This window comes from Halorubrum sp. Ib24, assembly GCF_002252745.1.
In the GTDB taxonomy this organism is placed as follows: Archaea; Halobacteriota; Halobacteria; order Halobacteriales; family Haloferacaceae; genus Halorubrum.
Genome location: NZ_NHOX01000040.1, coordinates 36,092 through 55,403 on the forward strand (window position 1 = coordinate 36,092; position 19,312 = coordinate 55,403).

The 19,312-nt window shown below is 68.4% G+C and carries 13 protein-coding genes and 1 tRNA gene; 10 read left to right on the forward strand and 4 right to left on the reverse strand.

What is annotated here, in order from left to right:
- Positions 1-306: 306 nt before the first annotated feature.
- Positions 307-504 carry a hypothetical protein gene (locus tag DJ82_RS15355; RefSeq protein WP_241881495.1) on the reverse strand — a complete coding sequence of 66 codons (198 nt, stop codon included), beginning with the start codon at positions 502-504 and terminating at the stop codon, positions 307-309.
- A 1,241-nt stretch (positions 505-1,745) separates the two neighbouring features.
- Here DJ82_RS15355 and DJ82_RS10280 point away from each other — a divergent pair.
- The 5 genes from DJ82_RS10280 to DJ82_RS10300 all read left to right on the forward strand — a co-directional run bounded on the left by DJ82_RS10280 (position 1,746) and on the right by DJ82_RS10300 (position 10,857).
- Positions 1,746-2,291, forward strand: a complete 546-nt coding sequence (locus DJ82_RS10280) for a hypothetical protein (RefSeq protein WP_094581738.1) — start codon at positions 1,746-1,748, stop codon at positions 2,289-2,291.
- A 252-nt stretch (positions 2,292-2,543) separates the two neighbouring features.
- Complete coding sequence (locus DJ82_RS10285) at positions 2,544-3,869, forward strand: RNA-guided endonuclease TnpB family protein (protein WP_094524536.1); 1,326 nt, start codon at positions 2,544-2,546, stop codon at positions 3,867-3,869.
- 199 nt (positions 3,870-4,068) lie between these two features.
- Positions 4,069-6,009: a DNA topoisomerase (ATP-hydrolyzing) subunit B gene (gene gyrB / locus DJ82_RS10290; RefSeq protein ID WP_094581739.1), complete on the forward strand. Its 1,941-nt coding sequence runs from the start codon at positions 4,069-4,071 to the stop codon at positions 6,007-6,009.
- Positions 6,006-8,522: a DNA gyrase subunit A gene (gene gyrA / locus DJ82_RS10295; protein ID WP_094581740.1), complete on the forward strand. Its 2,517-nt coding sequence runs from the start codon at positions 6,006-6,008 to the stop codon at positions 8,520-8,522. Before gyrB ends, gyrA begins: the two co-directional genes overlap by 4 nt.
- Positions 8,523-8,778: 256 nt before the next feature.
- Positions 8,779-10,857 (forward strand): AMP-binding protein, encoded by a 2,079-nt coding sequence (locus DJ82_RS10300; RefSeq protein ID WP_094581872.1) that lies wholly within the window; start codon positions 8,779-8,781, stop codon positions 10,855-10,857.
- 6 nt (positions 10,858-10,863) lie between these two features.
- Here the strand turns inward: DJ82_RS10300 and DJ82_RS10305 are convergent, their stop codons facing one another.
- Complete coding sequence (locus tag DJ82_RS10305) at positions 10,864-11,331, reverse strand: redoxin domain-containing protein (protein WP_094526593.1); 468 nt, start codon at positions 11,329-11,331, stop codon at positions 10,864-10,866.
- Positions 11,332-11,491: 160 nt separating this feature from the next.
- On the opposite strand from DJ82_RS10305, the gene DJ82_RS10310 reads away from it, so the two are divergent.
- Positions 11,492-11,773 carry a twin-arginine translocase TatA/TatE family subunit gene (locus tag DJ82_RS10310; protein WP_094526592.1) on the forward strand — a complete coding sequence of 94 codons (282 nt, stop codon included), beginning with the start codon at positions 11,492-11,494 and terminating at the stop codon, positions 11,771-11,773.
- Between the two features lie 53 nt (positions 11,774-11,826).
- A tRNA-Arg gene (locus DJ82_RS10315) sits at positions 11,827-11,899 on the forward strand.
- A gap of 415 nt (positions 11,900-12,314) precedes the next feature.
- Here the strand turns inward: DJ82_RS10315 and DJ82_RS10320 are convergent.
- On the reverse strand, positions 12,315-13,559 hold the full coding sequence (locus DJ82_RS10320; RefSeq protein ID WP_241881496.1) for a nitrate/nitrite transporter: 1,245 nt from the start codon (positions 13,557-13,559) through the stop codon (positions 12,315-12,317).
- A gap of 216 nt (positions 13,560-13,775) precedes the next feature.
- A complete protein-coding gene (locus DJ82_RS10325) occupies positions 13,776-14,480 on the reverse strand; it encodes a DUF1405 domain-containing protein (RefSeq protein ID WP_094558485.1) in 705 nt (234 codons plus the stop codon).
- Between the two features lie 197 nt (positions 14,481-14,677).
- On the opposite strand from DJ82_RS10325, the gene DJ82_RS10330 reads away from it, so the two are divergent.
- The 3 genes from DJ82_RS10330 to gdhB all read left to right on the forward strand — a co-directional run bounded on the left by DJ82_RS10330 (position 14,678) and on the right by gdhB (position 19,184).
- Entirely contained in the window at positions 14,678-17,551 is a 2,874-nt protein-coding gene (locus DJ82_RS10330) for a bacterio-opsin activator domain-containing protein (RefSeq protein ID WP_094581741.1), read from the forward strand.
- Positions 17,552-17,700: 149 nt separating this feature from the next.
- Positions 17,701-17,844 (forward strand): rubrerythrin-like domain-containing protein, encoded by a 144-nt coding sequence (locus tag DJ82_RS14575; protein ID WP_141212022.1) that lies wholly within the window; start codon positions 17,701-17,703, stop codon positions 17,842-17,844.
- Complete coding sequence (gdhB, locus tag DJ82_RS10335; RefSeq protein WP_394338197.1) at positions 17,841-19,184, forward strand: glutamate dehydrogenase GdhB; 1,344 nt, start codon at positions 17,841-17,843, stop codon at positions 19,182-19,184. The genes DJ82_RS14575 and gdhB overlap by 4 nt, the downstream gene beginning before the upstream one ends.
- The last annotated feature ends 128 nt before the right edge of the window (positions 19,185-19,312 follow it).

The following is a 19,312-nucleotide window of genomic DNA, read 5'->3' on the forward strand; positions in this document are numbered from 1 at the left end:
GTCTACACCAGTGTCGCGGACGTACTCGGCGATCGCGGGGAGCGCCCTCCGCCGTCGGGCCACGGCAGATCGCGGAGGCCTCGGGCACCGTAGCGCGGCCACGGATCGCGGCGACGGCGTCGACGCGTCCTCCGCGATCGGTCGTCGCCGCGACCTCGACCCTCGACGCCGAGGCCCGGCGGCGAGCGCCCGGCGGCTCGCGTCGACCTCGTCGAGAGGTACGCGAGGACGTTGGGGGGCGACGGCGCAGGTGGACGTCGCCCTGCTGGACGTCGTAGCGGCGCGCGAAGCCCGTGCCAACGCGTATCACCGAGATCCGGCGGTCGACTGGACGAGCAGCGCCGCCGACCACGGCCCGTCCGCCCGGGCCTCGGTCTCCGGCCGATCGCGGCGGACCGCGGAGCGAGTCGGAGAGAGCCGTACCCGTGGACCGCCGGCGCTGTCGCTCACTTGTGCGTCCTTCCCGCCGTACGGCGTCTCGATCCCCTTGTCGAATCCGTTCATGCGCCGACCCCGCGGAGCGCCGACGACGGCGTCGTCTCGAACAGCGCCGGGTCGGCGGTCGCGACCGGCCAAATCGATCCGTCCCGCTGACGGTCAGCGGCTGGCCCGTGGGCGACTCGTCGGCCGGAGCACCTCCAGCGAGCGGCCGTCGAGAGTCCGCGCCGGCGAACGTCTTCGGGATCACCATACCCGGGAGCAAGGGGTCGGACCCGGCGCGAGCGACCCTAGCGCGTCGGGCCTTCCGCCGCGTCGTCGCGGAGCTCTGCGAGTCGCCGGTCGTTCGACGTCGAGTGCGCGCCTTGCCGGGCGATATCGAGGCTGCTGCGCCGCGACCGCGACGAGGGTATCCGCGCCCACTCGGCCGCTTGTCGAGGAGTCGTACGCCGTCCGACGCGCTTGTCGGGGTCCCGTCGAAGACGCCGCGAGCTCGGTCGTCGAGCCCCCCGCGGATTCCGGTCCATCAGGTCGTCGTTGCGCCGCGTTGCGCCGCAGACGAACGAGCGCGTTCCCCAGCCCCCCGGTCGGCGAGACCGCGCTCAGTCCTCGCGGGACCCAGCGTCCGTACAGGATCTCACAGCCGCGGTAGTCGTGCTCGAAGGAGTCCGCGATTCGGTAGGCATCGCGGTCGGTACGCCAGGCGGCCGACTTGTAGCTGTGGCCCGGCTACGCGCCGGCGGGGTCGGCGACGGACCCGAACGACGCCCCTCGCGGTTCCCAAAGAAGCCAACCCGCTGCGGTCGAGTCTCAGGCCGGTCGCCCGCCCGACACACATGCGCCGGTTCCCCACCGCTCCCTGGACCTCGGCGACGCTGATCCCGCCCGACGGCCCCTCGAGGGCCACCTCTGGTCTCGAAACTGATCGACGGAACGGGGCTCCGTTCCGCATGGACGATCCGGACTCCTCGGTCCGGCGGTCCGGAGGCGGTGTACGACGGACCTCGACGCGGTCCGCCCGGGTCCGACCGCGGTCCGGCACGCCCGCGATCGGTTCGACCGCGAGGACGCTCCGGCGGCCCGTGCCGACCCCCCGGCGTGACGTTGCTTCGGGGTCGCCACCCAACCGCGCGGGACGATATCGACTGGGACCGGATCCCGCCGTTTCCTCGGCACCGACGTGTGGACGGGCGCGGGACGGAGAGCGCGAGGGAACGGAGAGAGTGGGGGTGACAGAGAGCGCGGGGGGAACGGAGAGAGTTGTGGGTGCAGAGAGCGGGGGGAACGGAGAGAGTGGGGGTGACAGAGTGCGCGAGGGGAACGGAGAGAGTCAGGAGGACGGGGCGTTCCGGCCGCCGGACGCCGCCGCGGCGATCTTCGAGGGGGTCGGGCTCGCCCCGGTAAACGCGGTGGCGCGCGAGGTGAACGCGCGCGACTTCGACCCCGAGGGATACGCGGTCCCGGCGTCGGCGTGGCGCGACGGCCCGGCGGCCGGCGTCGTCGTCCGGAACAAGCGCGGCGGACGCGTGAAGATCTCGAGGGGGCCGAGCGACGACGGCGACGGCGCGGGAGACGGCCGCGCGAGAGACGACCGGGCCACGGACCCTCCCGACCCCGACGAACTCGCCGCGGTCCACGCCGGACGGGAGCGGTTCGACCGGGTCGTCGCGGCCCTCGAACGGCGCGGAGAGCCGGTGACGGTCGACCGGCTCGCGGACCTGACCGTTGAGGCGGTCGCCCGGGAGACGCCCCTCCGGTTCGGGGACGGCGAGAGCGGTCCGGCCGGAGTCGACGTCGCCCGGTTCCGCGCGTCCGTCGTCGAGCGCGCGAGCGCGTTCCTCGACGAGCGCTGACGGATAGCAAGCGGAAGCCTCGCCCTTCAGGGCGGGGTCCAAGCGACAGCACAATGCCACAACCGACGTGCTACGATTCGTCTGGATGTTCCACCGCTTCCAATCCTGCTTCGATAATTTCTCGGTAGGCTTCTTCAAGACTCACGTCTTGATCTTCAGCGTAGTCTTTCACGCGGCCGTTCAGGGTGTGTGAAATGTTGATATTCGGTCGCATTGTTTGTGTCCAAAAGACATATAGACGTAGGACTACAAATGTCTGTTGTCGTGAGGCGAACCAACACGTTCGCGGTACGCCCGCTCTCCGACGACGACGAGCGGCTACTGTTGGATCTGTTGGACGCCTCTGCGAGCCTGTGGAACGAGCTCAATTACGAGCGTCGCCAGCAATTCTTCGACGGCGAATCAGTGTGGGACACTGCTGACTACCGCAAGCAGTATGTCGATGTGACCGGCTCTGGAACCGCACAGCAAGTGATCCGGAAAAACAAGTCTGCGTGGAACTCGTTTTTTGCCGCCCTAGACGACTGGCACAACGGCGACCGTGATGAACGTCCCTCGCCCCCCGGATACTGGGGCAACGAAGATGATGGACGAGAACTACGCACGTTCATCCGGAACGACTTGTATACACTGGAAACCGGCGATCGGTCACGAATCGAGATCCCAGTCGGGTCCGCTCTGAAGGACGAATACGACCACACTGGTCGCCTCCGTCTTGAAGTCGCTGGCGACCCGAAGTGGGACGGCGAACAAGGTCGTTTGGAGATACAGTACGACGAGATAGACGACACGTTCAGGGCTTTTCAGCCTGTTACCGTACCTGATTCACAACAGGATTCACCACTGGCTTCGGAAGAAGCCGCACTGGACGTGGGCGCAAACAATCTCATCGCCTGTACAACGACGACCGGCCAGCAGTACCTCTACGAGGGCCGCGACCTGTTTGATCGCTTCCGCGAGACGACCGACGAAATTGCCCGATTACAGTCGAAGCTCCGTGAGGGGCGATACAGTAGCAACCGAATTCGGCAGCTGTATCAGAAACGGACACGGCGGCGCGACCACGCACAGGAGGCACTAGCCCGGGACCTGATGGAACAGCTCTACGCCGACGGTGTCAAGACAGTGTACGTCGGCGACCTCACGGATGTTCTCTCGGCGCACTGGTGTGCTGAAGTGAACGCAAAGACTCACCAGTTCTGGGCCTTTCGGGCGTTCATCGATCGCTTATCGTACACAGCCGAGGAATACGGCATCAGTATTGAGGTGCAGTCAGAAGCCAATACAACCCGAACGTGCCCGGTGTGTGGCGAACAAGAGGGTACCGATCGCGACGGCGACGTGTTTCGATGTCCGTGCGGCCACGAAGCACACGCCGATCTGTGTGCGTCCCGGACATTCCTCGAACAGCAGGCTTGCGAACTCGAAGTTGGGTCGATGGCTCGGCCCGTGCGCCTCAAGTGGGACGACCACAACTGGTCAGAGACACCACACTCTCCCGAGAGGGAAAGTCCCAACGAGGAGCGCACAAACCAGAGTACCGGCAACGGGAAAGTTGCCTCCGTGGGTACGGCATAGCCAACATCCCACCGGAGGAATCCTCGCCCTTCAGGGCGGGGAGGAAGTCAAACGCGTCCCGGCGGGGCTGGCGGGGCGGAGTGACCCGTGCGCACGCACCGGACCGCCTTGACTCTCGTCCGCGCCCGTCGCCTCCTGCACGCCCGCGTGCGCGTGCGCCGGGTTTATAAGCCGGCACTGACTAAATCAGGCAAGTTCTATGTCAGAGCAGAGTGAATACGGAGCCGGCCAGATACAGGTCCTCGAAGGCCTCCAGGCCGTCCGTAAACGTCCGGCGATGTATATCGGATCCACGGACGGTCGAGGATTGCACCATCTCGTCTACGAGGTCGTCGACAACTCTATCGACGAGGCCCTCGCGGGCTACTGCGACGAGATCACCGTCACGATCCACGGGGACGGCTCCGTCAGCGTCAGCGACGACGGGCGGGGCATCCCCGTCGACACCCACGAGAAGTACGACCGGCCGGCGCTCGAAGTGATCATGACCGTCCTCCACGCCGGCGGGAAGTTCGACTCCAAGTCCTACCAGGTCTCCGGCGGCCTCCACGGGGTCGGCGTCAGCGTCGTCAACGCCCTCTCGGAGCGGCTGGAAGTCGAGGTAAAACGCGACGGCGGCGTCTACCGCCACGAGTTCGCCCGCGGCGAGCCCGTCGAGGGCGCGTTCGAGCGCGTCCGCGACATGGACGAGGGCGAGGACACGGGGACGTACATCCGCTTCTGGCCCGACGGCGACATCTTCGAGACGGGCGACTTCGAGTTCTCGACGCTCGCCAGCCGCCTGCGCGAGCTGGCGTTCCTCAACTCCGGCGTCGCCATCACGCTCGCGGACGAGCGCGACGCGGACGGCGACGCCGCCGACGCGGGCGACGAGCAGACGTTCCTCTACGACGGCGGCATCCGCGAGTTCGTCGGCTACCTCAACGAGGCGCGGACGCCGATCCACGACGAGGTTATCTACTTCGCGGACGAGGACCAGGACATCCACGTCGAGGTCGCGATGCAGGCGACCGAGGAGCTGCAGGGTTCCGTCCACGCGTTCGCGAACAACATCAACACCCGCGAGGGGGGCACCCACCTCACCGGGTTCAAGACGGCCCTCACCCGGACCGTCAACGACTACGCCAACGAGCACGGGCTCGTCAACGACCTCGACGCGAACCTCAAGGGCGAGGACGTCCGCGAGGGGCTCACCGCGGTCATCTCCGTGAAACACCCCGACCCGCAGTTCGAGGGGCAGACGAAGACGAAGCTCGGCAACAGCGAGGTCCGCGGCATCGTCGAGTCCGCGACCCACGAGAAGCTCGGCACGTTCTTCGAGGAGAACCCCGACACCGCCCGGAAGGTCGTCCACAAGGCCGCGGAGGCCGCGCGGGCGCGCAAGGCGGCGAAGAAGGCCGAGGAGCTCACCCGCCACAAGTCGGCGCTGGAGTCGACCGCGCTGCCCGGGAAGCTCGCCGACTGCCAGACCCGCGACCCCACCGAGGCCGAGCTGTTCGTGGTCGAGGGCGACTCCGCGGGCGGGTCGGCCAAGCAGGGCCGGAACCGCGAGAACCAGGCGATCCTCCCGCTCAAGGGGAAGATCCTCAACGTCGAGAAACACCGGCTCGACCGCATCCTTGAGAACGACGAGATCCGCGCGCTGATCACCGCGATCGGCGCGGGGATCGGCGAGGAGTTCGACATCGAGGACGCGCGGTACAACAAGATCATCCTGATGACTGACGCTGACGTCGACGGCGCACACATCCGGACCCTGCTCCTTACGCTCCTCTACCGCCACATGAAGCCCCTGCTGGAGGCGGGCTACGTGTACGCCGCCCAGCCGCCCCTCTACCGCGTCCGCTACCGCGGCGAGACGTACGACGCGATGACGGAGGCGGAGCGCGACCGGATCGTCGAGGAGAAGTGCGACGGCGACCCGGATCAGGTCCAGCGGTTCAAGGGCCTCGGCGAGATGAACCCCGACCAGCTGTGGGACACGACGATGGACCCGGAAAATCGCATCCTCAAACAGATCAACATCGACGACGCGGCCGCGGCGGACCGCATGTTCAACGTGCTGATGGGCGACGCGGTCGAGCCGCGGAAGCAGTTCATCAAGGAACACGCGACAGAGGCCGAGTGGGTGGACATATGAGCTCCGACGTACCCGACGCGAACCCCGACGACGTCCGCGCCGCACAGGTGACGAACGCCCGCATCGAGGACGAGATGGAGCAGTCGTACATCGACTACGCGATGTCGGTCATCGCCGGCCGCGCGCTCCCCGACGTCCGCGACGGGCTCAAACCCGTCCACCGGCGCATCCTCTTCGCGATGCACGAGGCGGGCGTCACGAGCAACTCCTCGCACCGGAAGTCCTCCTCCATCGTCGGCGAGACGATGGGTGACTACCACCCGCACGGCGACAGCGCCATCTACGACACGCTCGCGCGGATGGCCCAGGACTTCTCGATGCGGTACCCCCTCGTCGACGGGCAGGGGAACTTCGGCTCCGTCGACGGCGACCCGCCGGCGGCGATGCGGTACACGGAGGCCCGGATGGCCCCCATCGCCGAGGAGCTGCTGGCCGACATCGAGCGCGACACGGTCGACTTCACCGCCAACTACGACGACCGGCTCGAAGAGCCGGAGGTGCTGCCGTCGGCGGTGCCGCACCTCCTCGTCAACGGCTCCTCGGGGATCGCGGTGGGGATGTCGACGAACATCCCGCCGCACAACCTCGGCGAGGTCGTCGACGCGACGGTCGAACTGATCGAGAACCCGGAGTCGGCCGTCGAAGACCTGATGGAACACGTCAAGGGACCGGACTTCCCGACCGGCGCGAACATCGTCGGGCGGAACGCGGTTCATAAGGCGTACAAGACGGGTCGCGGTCGCGTTCGCGTCCGCGCCGAGTTCGAGGTCATGGAGGAGGAGGGCCGGATCGTCATCTCGGAGCTCCCATTCCAGCAGAACAAGTCCCGGCTCGTCGAGCGCATCGCCGAGGACGTCAACGAGGGCGCGATCGAGGGGATCCGCGACCTCCGCGACGAGTCCGACCGCGACGGGATGCGCATCGTCGTCGAGCTCAAGCGCGACGCGATGGCGGAGGTCGTCAAGAACCAGCTGTTAGAGAGCCACCTCGAACGCACCTTCGGCGTCATCAACCTCGCGCTGGTCGACGGCTCGCCGCAGGTGCTGGACCTGAAGGAGACGCTCGAACACTACGTCGAGCACCGCCGCGAGGTGGTGCGCCGCCGCTCAGAGCACGAGCTCGCGGAGCGAGAGGACCGCGCGCACATCCTCGAAGGCCGACTGAAGGCGCTCGAACAGGTCGACGACGTGGTCGAGACGATCCAGAACTCCGACGACCGCGACGCCGCGAAGGCCGCGCTGGAGGCGGAGTACGAGTTCAGCGAAGCCCAGGCGGCGCACATCGTCCGCATGCAGCTCGGCTCGCTCACCTCGATGGAGACGCAGGAGATCGAGTCGGAGTACGAGGATGTCACCGCCCGCATCGAGCGGCTGGAGACGATCCTCGCCGACCCCGACGAGCTCGACGCCGTGATCGTCGACGAGCTGAACGACATGAAGGCGGAGTACGGCGACGAGCGCCGCACGAGCTTCATCGAGGACGTCGGCGACGTCACCCACGAGGACCTCATTCCGGAGGAGGAGTGCGTCGTCGTGATGAGCGAGGACGACTACATCAAGCGCATGTCGCTCGACACCTTCCGGGCGCAGAACCGCGGGGGTAAGGGGATCATCGGCACCGGCCTGAAGGAGGGCGACAGGGTCTCCTCCGTGTTCGCCGCGAACTCCCACGACTACCTGCTCGTCTTCACCAACCGCGGACAGATCTACGAGCTGAAGACGTACGAAATCCCGGAGATGTCCCGGACCGCCCGGGGGAAGTCCGCGGTCAACCTCCTCGACCTCGACGGCGGCGAGGAGATCGAGGCGGTGGTGAACACCGACGACCTCGACGACGACGAGTTCCTCACGATGGTCACCCGCGACGGGTACATCGAGCGGACCGCCGTCGACGAGTTCGGGAACATCAGGTCGACGGGGATCCGCGCGATCCGGCTGGAGGACGGCGACGAGCTCGTCGACGTCGAGGTGACCGACGGCGACACGGACATCGTCATCGGGAGCCGGAACGGGATGGCGATCCGCTTCGACGAGTCGGAGGCCCGGGCGATGGGCCGGACCGCCCGCGGCGTGATCGGGATCGACCTCCGCGAGGGCGACGCGGTCGCCGGCGTGGCCGCCATCGACGACGCGTACCACAACTGGGTGCTCACCGTCACGGAGAACGGCTACGGGAAGCGCTCCGACCTCGACGAGTACCGCCTCCAGTCCCGCAACGGGAAGGGGCTGATCGACATCAAGACCGGCGACCGCAACGGCGAGGTCGTCGCCATCGAGGCGGTCACCTACGGCGACCACCTGGTCGCGATGAGCGGCGACGGCCAGATCATGCGGACCCGCGTCGAGGAGATATCCACCGTGAGCCGAAACACGAAGGGCGTTATCGTGATGAACCTGGACCCGGACGACGAGGTCGCCTCCGTGGACATCGTTCCCAAGTCGGTGTACGCCGACGCGGAGGCCGCCGCGGACGAGGCCGATCCCGTCGCCGACGTCCCGGTCGAGACCGAGTAGGTCCCCGATCTTCCCGGCCGCGTCGACCGGGGTCGACCGCTTCTCCCTCTGTCAGAGCCCGCAGGGCCTCCCGACGCTCGCGTGTCCGGGGTTCAACTCTCGCGGCGCCGATCGCGTTCTCATGCGCCGACGCGAACTCCTCGCGGCGACGACCGCGACAGCGACCACGGCGGCGGTCGCGGGCGAGTGCGTGGAACCGCGGTGGCGCGAATTTCAGGAAAATTACTTACCGTTACCGCGAAAACGGCCGGACGAGATGGACGAGTACGAGGGGATAGACGAGGTCGTGCACGAGCCGAGCGAGGCGTTCGCGGAGTCGACGAACGTCGCCGCGTTCATGCGCGAGTACGACATCGACGACTACGAGGCGCTCATCGAACGCACCACCTCGGAGCTCCCGGGCGAACCGGCGTCCGGCGTCGACTGGTTCTGGGACGAGGTCGTCGACTACCTCGACATCGACTTCTACACGGAGTACGACGCGGTTCGTGGCAGCGCGGAGCGGAGCTCCGCGGGCAACCGGACGCAGTCCGGTGACGACAGCGACGGCCCCCAGTTCACCGACTGGTACCCCGGCGGCGAGATCAACGTCGCGCACAACGTCGTCGACAGACACGCCGCGGTCGACTCGCCGAACCGGAACCGGGTCGCGCTGATCTGGGAGGGCGAGCCCGGCGACGTCCGGGAGGTCACCTTCCACGAGCTGGCCCGCCAGACCGACCGCGTCGCCAACTACTTGGAGTCGGTCGGCGTCGAGACCGGGGACACCGTGGCCCTGTACATGCCGATGGTGCCCGAGGTCGTCTCGATCCTCTACGGCTGCCTGAAAGTCGGCGCGATCGCGGTGCCGATCTTCTCCGGGTTCGGGACCGAGGCGACGGCGACCCGGATCGCCGACGCGGAGCCGTCGGTCCTGTTCACCGGCGACGGCTTCTACCGCCGCGGGAGCGAGGTCCGGCTGAAGGGGACCGCCGACGAGGCGATCGCGGACGCGGGCCACGTCGAACACACCGTGGTGTACGACCGATTGGGCGCGACGCCGGCGGCCGAGTCGGCGGGGGGCGCCGGCGGTGGCGTCGAGCCGGTCCCGTGGGACGCCGACCGCGACGTCACCTGGGGGGAGGCGGTCGCGTCGCGATCGACCGACTACGAGACGAAGCGGCTCCCGAGCGACCAGGAGTCCATGCTGCTGTACTCCTCGGGGACGACGGGCGAGCCGAAGGGGATCGTTCACACCCACGCGGGCGTCCTCACCCAGTGCGCCAAGGAGATCCACTTCGGCTTCGACCAGAAGCCGGCGGACCGGTTCTTCTGGGTCTCCGACATCGGCTGGATGATGGGGCCGTGGACGCTGATCGGGAACCACGCGTTCGGCGGGACCGTGGTGATGTACGAGGGCGCGCCCGACCATCCCGAGCCGGACCGCTTCTGGGAGCTGATCGACCGGCACTCGATCACGCAGTTCGGCATCTCGCCGACCGCGATCCGCGCGCTCCGCAAGCACGGGGACGAGTGGGTCGAGGGCCACGACCTCTCATCGCTCCGAATCTTAGGCTCCACCGGCGAGCCGTGGGACCCGGAGTCGTGGCGCTGGTTCTACGACGCGGTCGGCGGCGGCGACTGCCCGATAATCAACATCTCCGGCGGCACCGAGATCTGCGGCTGCTTCCTGATGCCGATGCCGAACCAGCCGCTGAAGCCCTGCACGCTCGGGGGACCGGGGCTCGGGATGGACATCGACATCGTCGACGAGACCGGCGAGTCGGTCCGGGACGAGGGGGAGCGCGGCTACCTCGTCGCCCGCGACTCCTGCCCGTCGATGACGAAGTCGCTGTGGTCCGGCGACGAGCGCTACCTGAACGAGTACTGGTCGACGTGGGACGACCTCTGGGACCACGGCGACTTCGCGCAGAAGGACGACGACGGGTTCTGGTTCCTCCACGGCCGCGCCGACGACGCCCTGAACGTCGCCGGGCGGAAGGTCGGCCCGGCCGAGATCGAGGGCGTGCTCATCGACCACGACGCCGTCAATCAAGCGGCCGCGGTGGGCGTCCCGGACGATACGACCGGCACCGCGGTGGTCGCCTACGTCGTCCTCGAACCCGACGTCGAACCGGGCGACGGGCTCCGCGAGGAGCTTCGCGAGTTGGTCGGCGAGGAACACGGGAAACCGTTCCGGCCGCGCGAACTGCTCTTCGTCGACGCCTTCCCGAAGACGCAGTCCGGGAAGATCATCCGGCGCGCGATCGAGTCGGTTTATAACGACGAGGACCCCGGCGACCTCTCCTCGATGGAGAACCCGGAGGCGCTGGCGGACCTCCGCGACGCGGTCTGAGGTAACCTACGCCGCCTCGGCGACCGCCTCGTCGAGCGCGTCGTAGTCCGGCTCCTGTCCCGCGTGCTCCGCGAGCCAGCGGTAGGTCACGACGCCGTCGCCGTCGATCACGAAGACGGCCCGCTGCGCGACCGCGTCGACGCCGTAGCGGTCGAACGACTCGACCACGTCGTACGCCTCGATCGCGCGGTGGTCGGGGTCGCCCACGAGCGCGAACGGGAGGTCGTACTGCGTCCGATAGGCCGCGAGCGCGTGCGGGAGGTCGGTGCTCACGCCGAGCAGGGTGCAGTCGTCGCGGTCGAAGCCGTCCCGGAGCGCTTCCATCTCGTCGGTGCAGGTGTTCGAGAAGGCGGCCGGGAAGAAGGCGAGCACCACGGGCTCGTCGCCGAGGCGGTCGCCAAGCCGGAACGATTCGATGTCGCCGTCAACGAGCGGGGCGGTGAAGTCGGGGGCGTCGTCGCCGACTGTCGTCATACCTCCCGGTTGCGCCGCGCGGGTATCACGGTTTCGGCGTTCGTCGACCGACTTCCCGCGAAGGCGGGATTATGGGCGCGTTGCCCGGCCAGCGACGACTCGGCGTCGGCTCACCGAGGCAAAAAGACTATAGTCGCAAGAGGGTTACTCCGGGACAGAGATGGCAATTCCGACTCCACTGATCGGCGGCATCCCGGCGGGCCCGGAGCTCCTCATCATCCTGCTCGTGCTGGTCCTTCTGTTCGGGGCGAACAAGATTCCGAAGCTCGCTCGGTCGACCGGCCAAGCGATGGGCGAGTTCAAGAAGGGACGCGAGGAGGTCGAGGACGAACTGAAACAGATGCAGGGAGACGACGAGGAGTCGACCGTTAGCGCGGACTCGACGGTCGACGAGGACGAGGACCTCGAGGACCTCGAAACCGAGAAAGAGACGAGCGCGTAGACCTGCTCGGCGACGCCGACCGATCCCCGCTGCGACGTTTTCTCCGCCGCGTTGGGCGCGTGGCCTAGCGGACAGGGCGAGAGGTTCCTAACCTCTCGATCGCGGGTTCGAATCCCGCCGTGCCCGTATCTCACTGCGTCCGATACGGGCACGGCTGACCCTCGCTCGCTCACTTCGTTTCGCTCGCGAGGATCCCGTCGCGCCCGTTCCTTCGCTTCGCTTGACCGTGTCTGAGTACACATGATCCCGTCCGCCAACGTGGCGGCGAAGCACGCCGGAAAGACGGAACTCGATCTCCACGAGAAACGCACCACATTCTACTCGATAGCACTCTATACCGCTCCACCTACACCGGCGCAATGTGGCGATTATCGGGCCGTTTTGCCGATCAAAACGCATCGTCCGCATTTGTTAACCCCCTGATTTCGGGTGCGGAGGCGGATTCTATCGAACGATTCGTCTCCGCGCGTCGTATCTCGCGGTCCCTGTTCTGACCGATTCGGAACCGATCAAAATCGACTGCCGAACGCGAAGGACGTAATCAGACCGGCGTCGCGGCGGTGCCGGACTCGGCCATCCGCCAGACGGTGAGCGCTCCCGTCACGCCGAGGCCGACCGCGAGCGCGAACAGGACGGCGTCGGTGCCCGCGGTGGCGATCAGTTTGCCGGCCACGACGGGCGCGACGAACGACGCCGCCCACCCGGCCACGCTCGCGATCGAAACGGCCGTTCCGGCGGCGCTCGGGGCAACGAACTCCTGAATTGACTGGTACATGAGCCCGATCTGCAGTTGGAGGAACACCCCTGCGAGGACGAGCGTCGCGACGAGTACCGCGATAGTCGTGCTGTAGTACATGAGGACCGAGAGCACGGTGGCGCCGACGAACGAGGCGGCGAAGACGGGCCGCCGTCGCCGGGCGAACACCGTGTCCGACAGCCATCCGCCCGTCGGCCGAGCGAGGATCCCGACCGCGGGAAACAGCGCGACGAACGCGCCGCTCTCCGCCAGCGACACACCGAACTGACGGGTGATGTACGTCGGCATCCACGAGTTAAACACCATATACAGCGAGTAGCCGAGGCCCGTGACGGCGACGATCATCCACACGTTCCGGTTTCTCAGCACCCGCTTGAAGCCGACCAGTGTTATCGGGTCCGGGGCCGTGGCCGCCCGGAACCCGCCGACCCGCCCGACCGCGACGGAGAGCGCGAGCGACATCGCGAAGACCGCGCCGCCGAAGACGGGGAACACCCCCGGCCAAGCGACGACCTCGGCGAGGCGCGGCGCACCGAGTTGTCCGAGCGCGTACCCGGCGGGATATCCCGAGATGATCACCGACGTCGCCGTCGCCCGCCTGTCGGGTGGGAACGTCCTCGACCCGACGTTGATACTGACGACCCAGAGAACGAACATTCCGACGCCTGCGAACAGTCGCGACGCGATCAGCAGCGAGACGGTCCCCTCGCTCGCGGCGAACCAGTCGCCGACGCTGCCGACGAGGAGGACGGCCGCCGCCGCGGGGATAACCGCACGGGTCTCGACGCGATCGAGATAGATCCCAACGGGAATACCGATCACCGTCGCGGCCACCTGTGGCATCGAGACGAGTGCGGCGGCCGTGGTCTCGGTGATATCGAGATCGGTCATCATCAGCGTGAGGATACTGGCCGGGGTGATCAGGTACGCACCGACGAACAGGAGCAGCAACCACGCGGCCGCGATAGTTACGACCCGCCACGCCGAGTCTCCGACGAGGTCACCGCCTCCGGTCAGCTTGGTATGCAAGACGGTCTCGATTGACAGTGTTTGGAAATAATCCTATTGGTGGTGATACAACGCGTCGAGCGGTGGTGTCGCTGAGCCGCCGGTGTCCGTTTGCGGCGCAGACCGTTCGCGTCGTATCCCGCAGACGCCGGATCGGCCGGGGAGACCGACCGCTTCGACACTACCGGTTATCGACGGACCCCCCGCGAATTCGCGAAAGCCGACGACGAGGGACACTTACCCAGTCTCGTCCAGCCGCGGGAACGACCGCCACGCGAGCCACACAGAGAAGACGGCGATCGCGAGCGTCGCGCCCGCCAGCAGCGGCCCGGGCTCGTACAGGAGGGGCGGGTGGTAGCCGACCCCGTAGTCGAGCGCGACGTTCCCGACGGCCAGCGCGAGCGCGAGTCCGAGCGCCCCGCGGCTCGTCCGCCCGAACGCCGGGAAGAGAAGCGCGAGCCCGACGAAACAGAGGTGCGTGCCGAGCACGCCCCAGTAGTAGATCCACGCGTCGGGGGCCGCGACGTACTGCGAGAAGGCGAGGTTCAGCGAGACCAGCGGCCAGAGGCCGAACGTGACCAGCCAGACGAACGCGAGCGTGTGGAGGTACGCCAGCGGCCGCGACGCGGGAGCGTCGGCGGCCACGCTCCCGCCGGAAAGCACCGTCGGCACGAGCGTCAGCAGGACCGCCCCGCCGAGCGCGACCGCGACCGCCGAGTCCGCGTACAGCGGCCACAGCGGAACCGGTACGTCGCCGGCCGTCGGGGCGTAGTAGCCGGCGCCGACCGCGAGCATGAACGCGACGAACGCGAGCACGACGCCGAGGCTCCGGGGGGTGCCGAGCAGCTCCTCGGCGACCGCCTCGCGGACGCGCCGCCGGACGGGCGCCCGTCGGAGCCGCCCGAGGGACCGCAGCCCGTCGGGGGCGTCGGAGCGTGTCACACCGTCCGCTTCGACCCCGACGAACTAAAGGCCCGCTCTCCGTTCGGCCGCGGCCGGGTCCGGGCCGAGCGCGGCGGCCGACGAACCGCCCCGGGTTGAATAGTAAACAACAGGGATTTTGCTCGTCCGACGAGTAGCCCGCGGTATCGACGCGCCGCGTCGCGTTCCGGTACGCGGCCGGTGCCGTCGCGTTTCACATGAGTTCCACATCCCGCGGCGTTCTCGACGCCGCCGATATCGTCGTGGTCGGCGAGACGGCGTGGTCGAACGCCTACGTCGACGCCCTCCGAGATCGGTCCGACGCGAGCGTCCGGGTCGTCCCGACGGCGGCGGCGGCGCTGGACGCCCTCGGAGCGTCGGCGGTCGACTGCGTGGTGACCGACTACGAGCTCCCGGGGACCACGGGCGTCGAACTCGCTCGCCGGATACGCGACCGGACGGCCTCGCTGCCGGTCGTCCTGGGAACGACCGCGGGGAGCGAGGCGATCGCCAGCGAGGCGATCGGCGCCGGCGTGACCGACTACCTCGCGATCGACGACCCGCTGCCGGACGCGGTCGACGACGCGATTCGGCGGACGGAGCGGGCCGTCCGGGAGGCCCGCCGGTCGGTGACGCGACGCGAGCGCGCGCGGCAGTTCGACGCCTCCTTCCGAGACGCCAGGTCGGCGACGTGGGTGCTCGACCCGGACGGGCGGCTCACGCGCGTCAACCAGGCCGCCCTGGATATGATCGACGCCGACGCCGACGCCGTCGTCGGCGACCCGTTCTGGACCCTCCCGTGGTGGTCCGAGGGCGACCGTCCGCGCGAGGACATCCGCCGGCTCGTCGACGCCGCGCGGGGCGGGGAGTTCGCCCACGCCGTCGTCGTCCGGGACGCGACCGACGACCGGGTGCTGGAGCTCTCCGTCCGGCCGGTCACCGACGAGCGCGGGGACCTCTCTTCGATCGTCGTGGACAGCGCGGACATCACCGACCGGGTCGCCCTCGAGCGGGAGCTCCGGCGGTCGGAGAAGCTCCACCGCGTCACGCTCAACAACATGACCGACACCGTCCTGATAACCGACGAGGACGGGGAGTACACCTACGTCTGCCCGAACGTTCACTTCATCTTCGGGTACACCGCCGAGGAGATCCGCGAGCTGGGAACCATCGAGGACCTGCTCGGGGAGGACCTCTTCGACCGAGAGGCGCTCGCCGAGGAGGGCGTCCTGAAGAACATCGAGACCACGGCCACGGACAAGGCCGGCCACGAGCACACGCTGTTGGTGAACGTCCGCGAGGCGTCCATCGAGGACGGCACGCTGCTGTACAGCTGCCGGGACGTCACGAAGCGCAAGCAGCGCGAGCGGGCGCTCGCCACCCTCCAAGAGACCGCTCGGGACTTCCTCTACGCCGAGACCCACCGCGAGATCGCCCGTCACGTCGTCGACGACACCCCGGACGTGCTCGGTCTCGACGCCGGCGCCGTCTACCTCTTCGACGCCGACGACACCCGACTCCGGCCAGCCGCCCGCTCGCAGGCGATGCGGAACGTCCACGGCCCGCTGCCGGCCGTGCACGCGGACGGTCGCGACCTCACGAGTCACAGCTTCGTCGAGAACGAGGCGCTGTTCTTCGACGACGTGCACGACTCGGACCGCCTCACGGACCGCGCCACGGGCCTCCGGAGCGCGGCGTACATCCCCCTCGGGAACCACGGCGTGTTCGTCGCCGGCTCGACCGACGTCGGCGTCTTCGACGACGTCAGGCGGGAGCTGGCCGACCTCCTCGCGGCGACCGCCGAGGCGGCGCTCGACCGGGTCGACCGGGAGTCCCAGCTCCGCGAGCAGGACCGCGAGCTCCAGCGCCGAAACGACCGGCTCTCGGCGCTCGACCGGATCAACGAGACGATCCGCGAGATCGACCACGGGATCGTGCAGGCCGAGACCCGCGAGGAGATCGACCACACCGTCTGCGAACGGCTCACCGCGGACGGGCGCTTCCGGCTCGCGTGGATCGGCGCCCGCGACGACGCCGGCGACGCGGTGACGCCGCGGGCGTGGGCGGGGACCGATCGGGGCTACCTCGACGCGCGGACGTTCCCCGTCGCTCCCGAGAGCGTCGAACCGGCGGGCCGGACGGCGGCGACCGGGGAGGTGACCCACGTCTCGAACGTCGCGGCCGACATCCGCGCGGCGCCGTGGCGTTCGGACGCGATCTCCCGCGATCTGCTCTCGGTGTTGAGCGTCCCGCTGGTGTACAACGACCTCTCGTACGGCGTGTTGACCGTGTACGCGGAGGCGCCGGACGCGTTCGACGAGACCGTACAGGCCGTGCTCGCGGAGCTCGGAGAGACGATCGCCGCCGCGATCAGCGCCGGCGAGCGCAAGCGCGCGCTGCTCACGACCTCGATGACCCGCGTCGAGTACGCGGTCCGCGACCCGTCGTTCGTGCTCTCGCAACTGGCCGAGACCGCCGGCTGCACGGTCTCTTACGAGGGCGGCGTTCGACAGACCGTGAGCGGCAACGACGTGTTCCTCACCGTCGAGGACGCGCCGCTCGACGCGGTCGTCGACGCGACCGAGGAGCTCGTGGCCGTCGAGGCCGTTCGGCGGATCCGGGGCGGCGACGCCGGAGGGGTGGTGCGACTCCGACTGGCCGAGCCCTTCCTCGCCGCGGATCTGGCGGAACACGGCGCCGTCCTCCGGAGCGCGACGGCGACGGCCGAAGGGGCGGAGTTGGTCATCGACGTTCCCGGCGGGGGCGAACACAGACACGTCACGCGGCTCGTCCGCGACCGGTTCGCCGACGTCGACCTCTCGTCGAAGCAGTCGCGCGAACAGGCGTCCGAACACGGGTTCTACGCGTCGGTGCTCGACAGGCTGACCGACAGACAGCTCGAGGTCTTAGAGACCGCGTACTACAGCGGGTTCTTCGAGTCGCCGCGGAAGGCGACCGGCGAGGTCGTCGCGGACTCGCTCGACATCTCTCCGCAGGCGTTCTACCAGCACATCCGAACGGCCCAGCGGAAGCTGTTCGCGGCGCTGATCGACGACCACGCGCCGGTGGCCGCCGGCCACGTCGACCGCTGATCCCGGCCCCCTGCTCTGCCACGATAAGGTTTAATTATAAACTACTCCGTTCGAGGCGTGGTTGGATGAGCAACTACTGAATATATCCTTATATCCCCAATATGCCCTTGTAGAGTCCCGCGCAGACGCGCCGGAACTCACGACCACCAATGAGGGACGTCGACCAGAAATCGGCCGAGGAATCGCCCTACGAGTGTTTCGACTGCGGACACGTCGTGCTCGCCGAGAACAATCCCGGTCAGTGTCCCGACTGCGGGGGCGAGATACGGAACCGACACACCCCGCTCGAGTGACGATGGGTCCGACATCGACGACGGCCGGCGACGGGCCGCGAGCGGAGACCCGATCGGAACCGAACGACCCTGAACCGAACGACCCTGAACCGAACGAGCCGGAATCGGCGCTGGAGACGGCGCGCCGACAGCTTCAGCACGCCGCCGATCACCTGGATATCGATCCGAACGTGGTCGAACGGCTCAAACACCCTAAGCGGGTCCACGAGGTCACCGTCCCGATCGAACGCGAGGACGGGGACGTGGCGGTGTACACCGGGTATCGCGCGCAACACGACAGCGTCCGCGGCCCGTATAAGGGCGGGCTCCGGTATCACCCCGACGTGACGCGCGAGGAGTGCGTCGGCCTCGGGATGTGGATGACGTGGAAGTGCGCCGTGATGGACATCCCGTTCGGCGGTGCGAAAGGCGGTATCGCGGTGAACCCGAAGGACCTGACCGACGAGGAGACGGAACGGCTGACGCGCCGGTTCACGGACGAGATCCGGGCCGTCATCGGTCCCACGACGGACATCCCCGCGCCCGACATGGGGACGGACCCGCAGACGATGGCGTGGATGATGGACGCCTACTCCATGCAGGAGGGCGAAACGATCCCCGGCGTGGTGACGGGGAAGCCGCCCGTCGTCGGCGGGAGCGAGGGCCGCGACGAAGCGCCGGGCCGGAGCGTCGCTATCGTCGCCCGCGAGGCCGTCGATTACTACGGGAAGGCGATCGGTGAGACGTCGGTCGCGGTGCAGGGGTTCGGGAGCGTCGGGGCGAACGCCGCCACGCTGCTCGACGACTGGGGGGCGAACGTCGTCGCCGTGAGCGACGTCACCGGCGGCGTCTACGATCCGGACGGCCTCGACACGCGCGCGATCCCCTCCCACCGCGAGGAGCCGGAAGCGGTGATGACCCACGAGGCGCCGGGGACGGTGACGAACGACGCCCTGCTGGAGCTCGACGTCGACGTGGTGATCCCGGCGGCGATCGGGAACGTGCTGACGGCCGACAACGCCGACGACGTCGCCGCGGACATCGTTATCGAGGGGGCCAACGGTCCGACGACGAGCGCGGCGAGCGAGGTCTTCGCCGAGCGCGACGTGCCGGTGATCCCGGACATTCTGGCCAACGCCGGCGGGGTGACGGTGAGCTACTTCGAGTGGCTTCAGGACATCAACCGCCGCGCGTGGTCGCTCGACCGCGTCAACGACGAGCTGGAGACCGAGATGCTCGACGCCTGGGGAGACGTCCGGGACGAGTTCGAAGCGCGGGACGTGACGTGGCGCGACGCCGCCTACATCGTCGCCCTGTCGCGGATCGCCGAGGCGCACGAGGCGCGCGGGCTCTGGCCCTGAGGGGTCGCTCCCGCCGCGGGTCGAGCCCGCGCCGTCGGAAGTGACCGGCGGCGCCGTCGGAGGGAGGGTCGGCCGCGCGCCAGCGCCGTCCGTCGATCGGCTCGTCCGCCGCTCCGGTCACCCCCTCC